Raw genomic sequence first — 14,091 nt, 5'->3', positions numbered from 1 at the left:
TGATGGGGAGGTAAGGGATTTGAAAGCAACTTCTCAAACGATAAGGCAAAAGACAGTTGTTAATGTGAGAACAGGCTGCGGCTTCTCAAAAATGAGGACAAAGGGAAAGTGCAAAAAGAAAAGAGGATTTGCTATATGTGAAAAAATATGCGGTCGTATATTTCAAAAATGTGATGGGAAAGCCCGTGTTTACTTTCGATCTTTAGGCATTCATCGCCCATCTACAAGTGTCTTAAAAATTGAAAACGACTCGAATTGCCAAATGCAAGCTTTCATAAAGCTGGGCTCAAAAAAGAAAATAATTGAGCAGACAATAGATGGATATCAGGAAGCTGCTTTTGTTGTAGTCTCTATTTATAAACTTGAAATAATATGCACCAGTGCCAACGAAGAGGATAAATTCTGCAAAGGTAAATTCGAATTAATGATTCGCTCCTGAGCCAGTTGTTTTTCTTTAATTTGATATTGGTTCTTCCCATGATATGGTTTTGCCAACCAAGAGCATCAAGTTTTGAACACCAACGATACAAAATTCAGGATTGGATCCATAACAAAACAGTTTACTGCTATGGCTATTATGATTTTGGAGGAACAAAAGGTTCTGAGTTTTAATAATAATCTAAAGATGTTTACACCATCGTACAAATGTGCTGATCAAATAACCAACCATCATTTATTGATCCATACTTCGGGCATTCCCAATATAACCCAAATTCCAAAATTTCGTGATATAATGAGGCAACCTACTACGCTAGAGAAAACAACAAACTTATTCTTAGATTTAGAACCCGAATTCAAAGCAGGATCTACATTTAAGCACACAAATTCAGGCTACATTTTATTGGCATATATTATCGAACAAACCACAGGCATTGCTTATGGGGACTTTTTAAGACGATATCTTTTTGAGCCATTAAGCATGCTAAATACAAGTTGTGACGACCACAAGAAGATCATTCTAAGGTGACATTAATTTTATTGAATAATTTGGCATCAGTAGATGTAAATCAACTAAGTGATGAGATCGTCCGAATTACCACGTCTATTGCCAAATGAGGCTATGCATTGCACTAACGGGTACGCTAGTTCAAACAGGCTGCAATTGGTACATTTATCACTCATAAAAAGAACTCTCCAGACGCGGATGATTCTTACATTTTTATCCATGTGTTTGCGGGTGGTGTCAGCTACGCTGGTATTACCCCTTACTACACAATCGGGCCAGATAGTTAGATAACTTCAGCAAGGTATTAGTTTTCATTAATTCAGTCCGCAAGAATTTTTTCTATTACAGAAAAAAGAAAATATGATAAAATTAGTTAAAATAATTATTCAAGGGGATTGAGATATGACTTCAGAAAGCAGTATTCTCAAGCAAAAGTATATAGCGGAGTCATTTTATAATGGTAATTTTGAGCCTGCTTTTAATTATTTAGCAGCAACAATTGAATGGAATATCGTTGGTGAGAAAACTAAGTTGGTAATGATTCTGTTATAGAAAATTTTAAACAAACTGCTAATTACTTCAAAGGTATAACGACTAAATTCACTACGTGGAATTTTATAGCGGAAAACAATCGTGTTACAGTAAATGGAACAGGAGAGTTTATTCATAATGGTGAACAATTATCTTTTATTTCAGCCTGTGATGTCTATACTTTTAATGATAATAATGAACTGGAAATAATTGATTCTTATTGCATAAATGAGAACTTTTGACTTACAAGAGCAGTAAGTAGTGTCTGGGACGTTTTTATAGAAAAAAGTGTTCAAAAGGAAATTCAAGAAGAAAGGGATGACAATGCAATCATCTTAAGAAGTAACTGGATTACATTTGTAGCTCAAGACAGGGGATTGAGCTAACGGATAACGTTAGTTTAGTAACAACAGCGGCAGAACAAGACTTATTTATCAAGTCTTGTTCTGCCGCTGTTTCTTTTAATGAGTCAGTCTAACACTTTATTTTCTTTTCACATTAGTCCGCTGTCTTTTCGTTAAGCTAACGGGCAGGATAATGCTGGTAAATGCCGAATTCGCCTATGTTAAAAATGGTTAGAGCAAACAATTAGAGCTATTAGAGAAGTAATAGTTGAAATGGTTAGACTGCAAGAATATCCTGAGTATCCTTCACGATTGTCTTGCTTATACGCTGCGAAAAACGATCAAGACGCTCTGAAATGGAAAGAACTTTTTGATTCTTACTATCGAAGGGTTTTCCAGATAGTGAAACTTCGGGTTGTTGGGGCTATCTTTGAAGGTGATGGCAGTCTTTTACCAAAGGAAGAGAAGTGGTAGAAATTATTGATGAATTCTCCACTTAATCTCAACAAAAGCGCTTCAAAATCCATTAAGCTTACGGGAAACGTTAGTTCAAAAAGCATGGGGCAGACTGCAGGTTGGCATGCTGCTCTTTTTTCATTTAGCTAACGGGCAACATCATGTACTCCAATTATTATGCCTGTTCATATTTGGTTCATATAGACGTCACGAAGAGTACATTTATATTGGTTAAGCTTATTCAAGCACCAAGAAAGATACTCTAATAAAGAGATAATGACAGGAGAAGATGCAAATGATACAACAAGAGAAAATAAACGTGGTCAAGAGAACAGTCAAAAAAAGAACTTCAATTGCAGCTTTAACGCTACTGTTAACCATGTTAGCCCCAATGTCTGCAATGGCCGCACCGGCTCCCATGAACAACAGCAACCTTACGTATGAGACAACAAAGAAAGCCGTGATCGAAAAAGCTAAATTACTGACCGAGACATATGGTACGACGAGTCTGCAATATGCACTGATCGATGGTGGAGAGATTGTGGTATCTGGTCATACAGGCAAAAACGATATAAACGACAAGGTACCTCTTACTGCGAACACGATCTATGGCATTGGATCGACCAGTAAAATGATGCTTACAGCTGCTGTAATGAAGCTGGTTGACGAAGGTAAGATCGATTTGGATGTGCCTGTTGTGAACTATATGCCTGACTTTACAATGAAAGATAACCGATACAAACAGATTACACCCCGTATGTTGCTGAATCATTCCTCCGGTCTTCTGGGCACCTCAACCAGCAATGCCACCTTGTACGGAGATAATGACACGTATTCACATGATACGTTTCTGGAGCAATTGGCGAATCAAAACCTGAAGGCAGATCCCGGCGCATACTCAGTCTACAGCAACGATGGCTTTACGTTATCCGAGATTCTGGTCGAAAAAGTGAGCGGCATCGGTTATACCGCATTTATACACAAGTATTTCACGGAGCCATTGGATATGAAACATACCAAAACACCACAGGATGTGGTTAATCCGTCAGACATGGCGGCAATCTATTCCCCTTTTTATGAGGGACCACTTCCAAAAGAGAATTATAATATCATCGGTACTGGAGGTCTGTATTCCACCGCTGAAGATCTGGTCAAATTTTCAAGAATCTTCACGGGAGAAGTTGATGGTATTCTTTCCAGTAAGTCTGTAAAAGCTATGGCGCAAGAAGAGTATAAAAGAGGCATGTGGCCAGAGGATAGCGATACGCTGATGTCTTACGGGTTGGGGTGGGATAGTGTGAACTTGTTCCCATTCAACGAATACGGCATTAAGGCCGTTATGAAAGGTGGAGATACTTTATCTTATCAGTCCTCATTAGTGGTACTCCCGGAATACAACATGGCTGCAGCCGTTATCTCTTCAGGCGGGTCAAGCTTAACCAATCATTTTATTGCCAATGAATTATTACTCAGCGCACTTGAGGAAAAGGGCGTTATTAAAGAACGGAAGCCGGAAAAATCATTTGGCGTACCCGTGAAGGCCAATATGCCTAAGGAAATCTCCAAGTTTGCAGGTATATATGGTGGCAATAATTCAGTTATGAAGATCAACATAAATATGGCTGGAAAAATGACTGTATCTTCACTTACAGCTCCGAGTAATCCGGCTCAAGAATACACATATACAGCGGATAGTACTTTTGTTAATAACGAAGGTACAGACAAGTTGAAATTCGTTGTGGAGAAAAATGGGAAAACCTACTTGTGGTCACGATCTTATATATCCGTTCCAGGACTCGAACAGCTGGCTTTCTCAGAATATAATGGGGAGAAGCTTGAAGCCAATAAATTATCCAAGGAGATTAACGCTGCATGGGCAAAGCGCGATGGTAAAAAATATTATCTGGTGAATGAGAAATACACATCAATGCTCTATCTTAATGCTACATCGATCCTGCCTATTCAGTTGAATAAAGAGAATCCAGGGTATATGTCCAATAATAAGATTACTGGAGCAAACGAAGCAGTTAATCCTTTGCAAATTCCGGGTACTGCCGGACGTGATACGATGGACATTCATTTCTCTAAAAAGGACGGAGGAGAGTATCTTACAGCTTTGGGTTATGTATACGCCAGTGAGGAACTTGTAAAACCCATCTATCTGGGTAAACAATCCGCAACAACCATTCAAGCAGATGGATATGCCAAATGGTTTTCGGTACCAGCGACTGCGAAAGGAAAATTCATGACAGTGAAGATGCCTGCAAATAGCGCCTTTGCCGTATACGACCAGACAGGAATTTGTATTAATTACACCGTGGTCAGCGGTAAGGATGAAGTTGTTTTACCAGAAAACGGTCGTATTGTATTTGCAGGTGAGGCTGGTTCCAAATTTGAAATTTCATTAAAAAAGTAAAATGAATGGAGTTCCAAACGGCTGCACAACAAACGAACTCAACAGGAGATAACCATCATGATGAAAAAAATATTAATCATTTTGCTCAAAATATTCGGAGCCATAGTTATCGCTTTTGCATTATTCATTGCCACTGTATTTATTGTTAATGTATTTAGCAACAAATCAGAGGAAGGGAAAATAAAATCCTATGGTCAGTCCGTAGCGGTTGACGGGAAAAACATGAATGTGTTGATTCAAGGAAAAGGCGAAGAAACGGTCGTATTACTTCCCGGATATGGAACACCTGCTCCAGCCCTTGATTTTAAACCGCTCATCGATGAGTTATCTCCATTTTACAAAGTCGTTGTCATTGAGCCTTTTGGTTATGGACTAAGTGAGGTAACTGAAAAAGAGCGTACCACTGAAAATATGGTTAGTGAAATTCATGAAGCGTTACAACAGCTTAATATTCATCGTTACACGCTCATGGGTCACTCCATTTCAGGAATTTACGGACTGGATTATGTAAACAAATATCCAAACGAAGTAACTGCCTTTGTCGGCATTGATAGCAGCGTTCCAACGCAGGGAGGTAACGATGATCCATTTCCAACCGAAACGTACAAACTGCTTAAAAAATCAGGATTCTACCGATTGTTAATGAAACTGGCCCCTGATCAACTGATTGCACCCGACGTTGATGATGAAACCAGAGAACAAATTAGAATACTTTCACTCAAAAATATGTTTAATCCGAACAACTTGAATGAAGGCGAAAACTTCGGTCCTAATTTCAAAGCAGCTGAGAACTTGTCCTTCCCCAAAGATCTTCCTGTGATTTTCTTTTTACAAGCGAATGATACCGAAACGGAAGGATGGATACCCTTGCATGAAGAGCAAGTCAAAGATTCTGTGCATGGAAAAGTGATGACATTCGAGGGAGGACATTATTTGCATCACACCCGATCCAAAGAAATGGTTCAAGAATATAGAAAGTTTATGAGTGAGATAAAATAGTGTCGCCAACAAAAGAAGTCGCGAAATCGCGGCTTTTTTCTGTTAAGGAGATGGTGAACATACATACTTCGTTATCTACTGGAAAATTTAGGTTGACACTTCTTTTTGTCGCGTATACAATCGTATACATGAAATGTTGTATACATATGTATACACGTTATGGAGGTGGCACAAAATGAGAGATCGTCCTATCGAAGAGATGGATGGAAGTGTACGTCAAGGTGAGCGTCCGAAACGTGATATGAGTGACAGTGAGCAACGTGGAGAACGTTCCAGACGTGGCAGAGGGCATGGTGAACATCAGGGAAAACGGGGCCGTGGTGCGCAAACATTCCGTCGCGGCCGGATTCTTGTATTTCTGGAGCAGATGCAGAATCGAAGAACGACGCTTGCCAGACAACTTGGACAGGAGGAGTACGAACATATTCGCCCAATGATTAGTGGGGAACTGAAAGCCATTGATCAGGTCATCGACGAGTATATCCATCTGTTCGAGCTGCAAAATGAAGATGTAAACCCCAATAAGGATCTGGAGAGTGAGAGTGAATAAGTATGATTCGTCGCTTTTTTTCGTATTATCGTCCCTATAAAAAACTGTTTTTGATTGATTTTGGATGCGCTGTACTCGCAGGTCTTCTGGAGCTCGCTTTCCCCCTTGCCGTCAGCAAATTCATTAATGAATTGTTGCCAGGTCAGGATTGGCCTCTCATTATGCTTGCCTGCGTTGTGCTGTTATCCATCTATGCACTTAATACCGTATTGAACTATGTCGTTACATATTGGGGACATATGCTGGGCATTAACATTGAGACCAACATGCGTGAGAAGATGTTCGCTCACTTGCAGAAGCTGTCCTTCCGTTTCTTTGATAATCGTAAAACAGGCCACTTAATTGGTCATCTTACGAATGATCTGAATGATATTGGCGAGGTTGCTCACCATGGACCTGAAGATGTATTCATCGCAGTGATGACATTAATCGGATCGTTCTGGCTGATGGCTAACATTAATCTGGAGCTTGCGCTGCTTACCTTTATTATTATCCCAATCATGGCTTGGGTCATTATCGTATTTGGTGGCCGCATGACGAAGACGTATCGGCGACTCTTCGGAGACGTCGGCAATTTCAATGCACGCATTGAAGATAACGTTGGTGGCATGCGTGTTGTGCAATCGTTCGCCAACGAAGAACATGAGAAAGAGCTTTTTGCGGTGGACAATCAGAATTTCCGTAAAACCAAACTACTTGCCTACAAAACGATGGCGAAAAGTATCTCGGTCAGTTATATGATGATGCGACTGGTTACGGTGTTTGTCATGATCAGCGGGGCTTGGTTTTATATCGATGGCAGAATCAATATGGGGGAATTCATGGCCTTCCTGCTCCTGTCCAATATCTTCTTCCGCCCGATTGAGAAAATCAATGCTGTCATTGAAAGTTATCCAAAGGGCATTGCTGGTTTCAAACGTTATCTGGAGATCATTGATACAGAACCTGAGATTGCGGATAGCAAAAACGCCGTTGAATTCGAAAGTGTGAAAGGTGATATTCGCTTCGAGAACGTCTCGTTCGGATATGAATCCAGTCGGCGTATTCTGAATGATATCAGTCTGTCTGTTCGACCAGGGGAAACGGTTGCTTTTGTTGGTCCTTCGGGTGCAGGCAAAACTACCATCTGCAGCTTGCTGCCACGATTCTATGAGGTAGAAGAGGGACGTATCACTGTGGATGGCGTCGACATTCGTAACGTTAAGCTTCAATCCTTGCGCAAACATATCGGAATCGTTCAACAGGATGTATTTTTGTTCTCGGGTACCATTAAGGAGAATATTGCTTATGGCGATCTGAGTGCAACGGATGAACAAATCTGGGATGCCGCCCGTCGTGCCTCATTGGAGGAATTAATTCTTACGTTGCCAGATGGCATGGATACGGTCATTGGAGAGCGTGGAGTCAAGCTATCCGGAGGACAAAAGCAACGGTTATCCATTGCTCGTATGTTCCTGAAAAATCCACCCATTCTTATTCTGGATGAGGCAACCTCTGCGCTGGATACGGAAACGGAAGCACTGATCCAGCAATCACTCGCTGAATTGTCGGTGGGCAGAACGACACTCGTCATTGCGCACAGACTGACGACCATCAAGAATGCGGATCGAATTATCGTAGTGAACACAGATGGCATCGCTGAGCAAGGTAACCATGAGGAATTGGTCGCCGCTGGAGGGATATATAGCCGTCTTCATCAGGTGCAATATAGTCACTCTTAATCCATATAAAATGAATTTACACTGGACACTCCGATGACAGAACAACCTTGCCGCGCATATGCGCGGCTTTTTAGTTTGGATTACTAATGAGGTATAACATGCTCGGGTAAAAATAATGTTGACAACGTCCACTAACGTGATTATCATAATGTTGACAATGTCCACTAAAAAGGAGGGTTTGACATCAACTCTCAGTACATAAATCCAGATATACTGGCTGACATGCGACGTTTTAACCGTTTTTATACCAACATACTTGGTGTACTCGACAAGCATATTCTTGGAACAGGATATTCGTTTGCAGAAGTACGGGTCATTATTGAGATTGGGATTCGGGGAGAAAGCATTGCGAACAATCTGGTGGATACACTGACCATTGATCGCAGTTACATGAGCCGAATTGTGAACAAGCTGTCCAAGGAAGGACTGCTGGTGAAAGTGGATTCTGCTGCCGACAGCCGGGTCAGTCTGATTCGTCTGACAGCCAAGGGTGAGGAACTGTATGCCCAATTGAATGATCGATCCGATCAACAGATCCTGAAGCTGATGCAAGAATTGAATGAAGAAGAGATTCAAGAGGTATACACCTCCATGATGAACATACAAGAGAAGTTGAACAAGAAGGCAGGAGAGACCACACCATGATACGATTTGAATGTGATTATAACGAAGGTGCGCATGAACGAATTTTACAAAGACTGATGGAAACCAACATGGAACAGACGAGCGGGTATGGTACGGATGAGCATTGCGAAAGGGCGAGAATGCTTATTCGTCAGGCATGTGACAATGATCAAGCTGATGTTCATTTTTTGGTTGGCGGTACACAGACAAATACAACGGTGATTGCATCTATTTTGCGTCCATATCAAGGTGTGATTGCTGCGACCTCGGGACACATTGCGGTTCATGAGACAGGAGCTATTGAAGCAACGGGCCATAAGGTGCTCACAGTTCCCAGCAAGCACGGAAAGATCACGCCTGAACAGGTTAGGACAGTCTATGATGCACACATGAATGAATCGTCACCGGAACATTGTGTACAACCTGGCATGGTCTACATATCTCAGCCAACGGAGAACGGAACGATGTATAGCAAGGCAGAATTACAAGCATTGCACACAGTCAGCAGAGCATGTGGTCTTTCATTTTTCGTAGATGGAGCACGCCTTGGATATGCACTTGCCTCCCGAGATTGCGATATGACACTTGCTGACCTTGCACGCTTCTGTGATGTGTTCTACATCGGGGGAACCAAGATTGGCGCATTGATGGGAGAGGCGGTTGTTATCCTGAATGAAGCGCTGAAACCGGATTTTCGTTATATGATCAAACAAAAAGGTGGCCTGCTTGCCAAAGGCAGATTGCTGGGTATCCAATTTGAAACGTTGTTCGAAGATGGTCTGTACCTCGATATTTCCCGTCATGCCGTAGATATGGCCTTGAGAATTCATGACTCACTTGAACAGCACGGGGTACGTTTCCTGTACGACTCACCAACCAACCAGCAGTTTCCGATACTGCCTGATCGTTTGCTTGAGAAATTACGCAGCGGTTATACCTTCTCCTTCTGGGAAAAGGTTGACGATACACACAGTGCTGTGCGATTCTGTACCAGCTGGGCAACTCGTCAAGAGAATGTGGATGCACTGACTCGTGAAATCGCTCAAATATTGCACGAAGAAATCCAGGTTCTTGAACGGGTCGAAGCATTGGTCTAATCTTGTTCAAAAATTAAGGAGAACAGTTCCGATTTCCTTCTCATAAATACGAGTATTTTGAATAAATCCAAAAGTAATTACGCAGAATTCTGATACTGAAAAAAGGACAACTCATTGTGGTTGTCCTTTTTTGGTTTGCCTTTTGTGTGATAGTTGTGAGATAGAGAGTGCATACAACGGAGCCAGAAACGGAATCTCTCCCGGCGTATCCAGCAATCGAACAAGTCGGAGTACAGCGTCCTGAATGGACGATTCCATCTGACCTACAAACATGGCTCGTCTGGCGTTTTCGTTGAATGTTACCTTGATATTGCATCTGTTAAGTACTTCGAGAATTTGGTTCGGTGTGAATTCGAGCTTGAGACTTAAGTAGGGTGCATCAGCGGATGCCTTGATAATCTGCCCGATGACCGGATTGAGTGATTAGTGAATTGACAATTCTCTTATATAAAAGTTATTATAGATACATTAGATCCTTAATTTAAAAGGAGATTATAATCTATGAATAACGGACATTCATCTGGTCAAACGAACGAATCATGGAGTGTTCATTCCGCTCCTTTTGCAACGTTACAGGAAACACCTATCTTATCCTTGCTCCAGCCATCCCAAGGTGAACGTATTCTTGATGTGGGTTGTGGCAATGGGGATCTGACAGCCAAAATTGCAGCCGCAGGAGCGCTGCCAACAGGTATAGATTTTTCAGAAGAGACGATTAGGCAAGCTAAACAGAAATACCCTGATATGAATATTCAAGTAGCAAATGCTTGTCATTATCGGACAGAAGAACCGTTTGATGCTGTTTTCTCTCATGCCGTTCTGCATTGGATAAAGGATGCTCCGGCTGTAGTACAATCCATACAGTTAGCGCTCAAGACGGGGGGGCGATTCGTGGCTGAGTTTGCTGCAAATGGCAACACGGCTATATTAATTACAGCGGTACGGGAAGAACTGAATGCCCGTGGATACGGATGGGAAGGTCGGAATCCATGGTATCACCCTACCATTGGCGAATATGCTAATCTACTGGAGCAACACGGATTTAGAGTTAGTCTGGCCCAGCACGTTGACCAATTTACTCCGTTCAAGCCAGGTGCCAGAAAGTGGTTGACCAGCTTCGCGGAGTATTTATTCAGTGGTATCACATCTGCGGAACAGGATGTTATTATGGAAGCTGTTGAGAAAAAAGTACAGCCACAACTGATGCGGGATGGACAGTGGTATCTAGACAGAAGCCGACTGCGAGTTGCAGCTATTAAAGAATAGGGGAATACGGGATGAAAATGGATAAACCCAAGATTCAGGAGCAGTTGCTCGAACCGGAAACGATTGCATTCCTGGAATCCAAAGTGGAGTACAAACACAAACTGATCGAGAACATTACATTGGATCACCAGGAAGCGAGTAAAGTTTCCTTTGAAAATGTTGTATTTAGACATGTGACAATCTCGGAGTCTGCCTTGGAACAATTTGAATTCACCGATGTCCGGTTCGAACACTGCGACTTCTCCAATGTCAATCTCTCTGGTGCCTTCATGCACCGGATCGAGTGGCGTAACTGCAAGTTTGTCGGAACTGATTTTTCTAATAGTCGATTGCAAAACGTCAGTTTCCTTCATGGTCTAGGCGACTACAGCAATTTCCGTTTTGCCCATCTGAAACAGGTCTCCTTCTCGGAAAGTACCTTGATTGGTGCAGACTTTGCCTATCTGGCACTGCAAAAAATGGAGTTCAGTCAATGTAACATCGACCAAGCTTCCTTAACGGGGACCAAAATGAAGGATTTGGATCTTAGCGATTGCGAATTTGACTCCTTGGTGCTGACTATGGAAGATCTCAACGGTTGTGTGATTTCACCACATCAAGCCGCCACATTTGTAGGATTAATGGGTTTGATTATCAAATAAATGGCATTATCACATTTAAGGGGTTGCCAAGATAGTGGAAGTGTGTATAATTGGAGACACATTAGAATAAAAACAGGTTTTCTAGGGTTCCGCGATGCGCGATGTATGTGTCGGTCTGGTCCGAGAGAAAACCCGCAACCTGTTGGTTGTGCCACGGAGGGATAAAAGCCTGGGAGATGAACTGCTATATGCAGTTTGTTTCCCGGGCTTTTTTTGTTTTTTCGCTAATGAACCTTACGGGTTGTACAAAAAAATGTAGAAGAAAAGGAGCGTTTTAGGTATGAATAAAACTTGGATGTCGGTTATGATTGCTGCTTTGTTTGAAGTGGGTTGGGTCATTGGATTGAAACACGCCAGTGGTCTGCTGGAATGGGGGCTTACCTTGGTTGCGATTATAATCAGTTTCAGCTTAATGATTGCAGCTTCCCGGACCTTGCCCGTGGGAACCGTGTATGCAGTATTCGTTGGCCTGGGTACCGCTGGTACGGTAATTGCAGAGATTATTTTGTTTAATGCACCTGTGCAAACCGGAAAAATGATACTCATTGGTGTACTTTTACTCGGCGTAATTGGTCTTAAAATGCTGAGCAAAGAGAAGAATAAGGAGGTGCAGCTCTAATGAACTGGGTATTTCTTATCTTGGCAGGTATATTTGAGATGATCGGAGTGCTTATGATAAACAAGTTGCACAAAGACCGTAATCTCATTTCACTGGTTCTATTGGTAGCTGGGTTTGGTTTAAGCTTCCTGTTCCTGTCCCTTGCGATGGAAACTCTTCCGATGGGGACAGCATATGCGGTATGGACGGGAATCGGAGCCTCCGGCGGTGCTATTCTTGGCATGGTGTTTTACGGAGAACCTCGAAATGCCCTAAGAATTCTGTTTATCGCTATGGTGCTCGGATCGGCAGTCGGTCTTAAATTGGTCAGTTAAACAAAGTGATATTAAAAAAATAATGTACAGATTACGTTTTTAATGGTATCCTTATACGTTACGTGTGAAATAAAAGATGCGTCTTATTGATAGATGTGCGTAAATGAAGGAGACAACATGACATTTAAGGACTTAAATATTATCCCCTCTATTATGGAAGGGTTAAGCAAAGCAAACTATACTAATCCTACCCCTATACAGGAACAGGCCATACCAGCTGTATTAGCTGGCAGAGATCTGCTGGGATGTGCACAGACAGGAACAGGCAAGACGGCAGCATTTTCAGTGCCAATCATTCAATTATTAAGCGAAAGATCCAAAGGACAAGGATCAAAGTCTGCACGACATATTCGCTCATTAATTTTGACACCAACACGAGAACTGGCTATTCAGATCGCGGATAACATCAAGGTATATAGCCGGTATACGGACATTCGTTGTACGGCAATCGTTGGCGGCGTTTCGCAAAAAGTGCAAGAGCGTGCGTTGAATCAAGGTGCAGATATTATTATCGCAACACCTGGTAGATTGAACGATCTGATTAATCAGAAACGTATTGATCTGAAGATGGTTGAGATTCTCGTTCTGGATGAAGCAGACCGGATGTTGGACATGGGCTTCATTCATGATGTGAAGAGAATCATTGCCAAAATGCCGAACAAAAAGCAGACACTGTTCTTCTCAGCTACGATGCCTCCTGAAATCACCAAAATGGTTAAAACCTTGCTGGTTGATCCAGTCAAAGTAGAAATCACACCGGTATCTTCAACAGTAGACCGCATTGAGCAGTCTATATATTTGCTGGAGAACGGCAAGAAGCAACATATGTTGAACCAAATTTTGGAGGATAAATCCATCGTCACGGCATTGGTGTTCACACGCACGAAGCGCGGCGCTGACCGGGTTACACGTGATTTGGCCAAAGTGAATGTTACAGCACAGGCTATTCATGGCAACAAGTCTCAGAACGAGAGACAACGGGCACTGAACAACTTCAAGAGTGGTGCAACACGTGTATTAGTTGCGACGGATATCGCGGCAAGAGGAATTGACGTCGAGGAACTGTCACATGTCATTAACTTTAACCTGCCTAACATTCCGGAAACGTATGTTCACCGTATTGGCCGTACAGGTCGAGCAGGCAAAAGCGGGATGGCCATTTCGTTCTGTGAGAAGGATGAACTTCCATTCCTGAAGGATATCGAGAAAGTAATCAAAAAGACGATTCCTGAAGTGAAAGGTCATCCATATCCAATGACAGGTGTACCTGTGTTTGATAAAACCAGCAAAGCACCGGGCAGTAAACCTTCGTTCAACAAATCGGCTGCAGGCAAACCGGCGAAGTCCAAAGCTAACCCGGCACGCAAGCCCAAATCCGAATGGTTTGCCAAGAGTGGTAAATCAAACAGTAGTCGTTCAAACGACGGTAGACCCAATAGCAGTAGATCAAACAGCAGTAGCAGTAAATCAAACCATGGCTCATTCAGCCGCAGCAACAAAACTAGGAATGATAGAGCCAATTAAGAGTTAAATAAATCCAGATAAAACCTTCTCCATTCATTAAAGT

At 42.2% G+C, this 14,091-nt stretch carries 14 protein-coding genes, 1 pseudogene and 1 riboswitch; of the genes and pseudogenes, 14 read left to right on the top strand and 1 reads right to left on the bottom strand.

Features of this window, described 5'->3' with window-relative positions; translation table 11 throughout:
• The first annotated feature begins 19 nt into the window (after positions 1-19).
• The 9 genes and pseudogenes from D829_RS0109380 (at position 20) to D829_RS0109335 (ending at position 9,684) form a co-directional block, all read left to right on the top strand.
• Positions 20-439 (top strand): S-Ena type endospore appendage, encoded by a 420-nt coding sequence (locus tag D829_RS0109380; RefSeq protein WP_017688624.1) that lies wholly within the window; start codon positions 20-22, stop codon positions 437-439.
• Between the two features lie 909 nt (positions 440-1,348).
• Positions 1,349-1,498 carry a hypothetical protein gene (locus D829_RS33670; protein ID WP_017688622.1) on the top strand — a complete coding sequence of 50 codons (150 nt, stop codon included), beginning with the start codon at positions 1,349-1,351 and terminating at the stop codon, positions 1,496-1,498.
• Positions 1,499-2,049: 551 nt separating this feature from the next.
• Positions 2,050-2,286: pseudogene (locus D829_RS30750) on the top strand (DUF2441 domain-containing protein); the annotation flags it as partial.
• A 286-nt stretch (positions 2,287-2,572) separates the two neighbouring features.
• Complete coding sequence (locus D829_RS0109360; protein ID WP_017688620.1) at positions 2,573-4,693, top strand: serine hydrolase domain-containing protein; 2,121 nt, start codon at positions 2,573-2,575, stop codon at positions 4,691-4,693.
• Positions 4,694-4,750: 57 nt separating this feature from the next.
• Entirely contained in the window at positions 4,751-5,692 is a 942-nt protein-coding gene (locus tag D829_RS0109355) for an alpha/beta hydrolase (RefSeq protein WP_017688619.1), read from the top strand.
• 175 nt (positions 5,693-5,867) lie between these two features.
• Positions 5,868-6,242 (top strand): hypothetical protein, encoded by a 375-nt coding sequence (locus D829_RS30745; protein ID WP_017688618.1) that lies wholly within the window; start codon positions 5,868-5,870, stop codon positions 6,240-6,242.
• A 2-nt stretch (positions 6,243-6,244) separates the two neighbouring features.
• Positions 6,245-7,963, top strand: a complete 1,719-nt coding sequence (locus D829_RS0109345; RefSeq protein ID WP_017688617.1) for an ABC transporter ATP-binding protein — start codon at positions 6,245-6,247, stop codon at positions 7,961-7,963.
• 222 nt (positions 7,964-8,185) lie between these two features.
• Entirely contained in the window at positions 8,186-8,608 is a 423-nt protein-coding gene (locus tag D829_RS0109340) for a MarR family winged helix-turn-helix transcriptional regulator (RefSeq protein ID WP_017688616.1), read from the top strand.
• On the top strand, positions 8,605-9,684 hold the full coding sequence (locus tag D829_RS0109335; protein WP_017688615.1) for a beta-eliminating lyase-related protein: 1,080 nt from the start codon (positions 8,605-8,607) through the stop codon (positions 9,682-9,684). Before D829_RS0109340 ends, D829_RS0109335 begins: the two co-directional genes overlap by 4 nt.
• A gap of 111 nt (positions 9,685-9,795) precedes the next feature.
• Here D829_RS0109335 and D829_RS32880 read toward each other — a convergent pair whose 3' ends face one another.
• Positions 9,796-10,092, bottom strand: a complete 297-nt coding sequence (locus D829_RS32880) for an AraC family transcriptional regulator (RefSeq protein ID WP_081594976.1) — start codon at positions 10,090-10,092, stop codon at positions 9,796-9,798.
• 93 nt (positions 10,093-10,185) lie between these two features.
• On the opposite strand from D829_RS32880, the gene D829_RS0109330 reads away from it, so the two are divergent.
• The 5 genes from D829_RS0109330 to D829_RS0109310 all read left to right on the top strand — a co-directional run bounded on the left by D829_RS0109330 (position 10,186) and on the right by D829_RS0109310 (position 14,048).
• Complete coding sequence (locus tag D829_RS0109330) at positions 10,186-10,950, top strand: class I SAM-dependent methyltransferase (protein WP_017688614.1); 765 nt, start codon at positions 10,186-10,188, stop codon at positions 10,948-10,950.
• An 11-nt stretch (positions 10,951-10,961) separates the two neighbouring features.
• Positions 10,962-11,591 carry a pentapeptide repeat-containing protein gene (locus tag D829_RS0109325; RefSeq protein WP_017688613.1) on the top strand — a complete coding sequence of 210 codons (630 nt, stop codon included), beginning with the start codon at positions 10,962-10,964 and terminating at the stop codon, positions 11,589-11,591.
• Positions 11,592-11,661: 70 nt separating this feature from the next.
• Positions 11,662-11,769, top strand: a riboswitch (guanidine-I (ykkC/yxkD leader).
• 102 nt (positions 11,770-11,871) lie between these two features.
• Positions 11,872-12,210, top strand: coding sequence for a multidrug efflux SMR transporter (locus D829_RS0109320; RefSeq protein WP_017688612.1), 339 nt, complete (start codon positions 11,872-11,874; stop codon positions 12,208-12,210).
• Complete coding sequence (locus tag D829_RS0109315) at positions 12,210-12,524, top strand: multidrug efflux SMR transporter (RefSeq protein ID WP_017688611.1); 315 nt, start codon at positions 12,210-12,212, stop codon at positions 12,522-12,524. Before D829_RS0109320 ends, D829_RS0109315 begins: the two co-directional genes overlap by 1 nt.
• A gap of 117 nt (positions 12,525-12,641) precedes the next feature.
• On the top strand, positions 12,642-14,048 hold the full coding sequence (locus D829_RS0109310) for a DEAD/DEAH box helicase (protein ID WP_017688610.1): 1,407 nt from the start codon (positions 12,642-12,644) through the stop codon (positions 14,046-14,048).
• The last annotated feature ends 43 nt before the right edge of the window (positions 14,049-14,091 follow it).

It is taken from the genome of Paenibacillus sp. PAMC 26794 (genome assembly GCF_000316035.1).
GTDB lineage: Bacteria > Bacillota > Bacilli > Paenibacillales > Paenibacillaceae > Paenibacillus.
The sequence above is the reverse complement of the archived record's forward strand: the minus strand, read 5'-3'. Positions and strand labels throughout refer to the sequence as shown.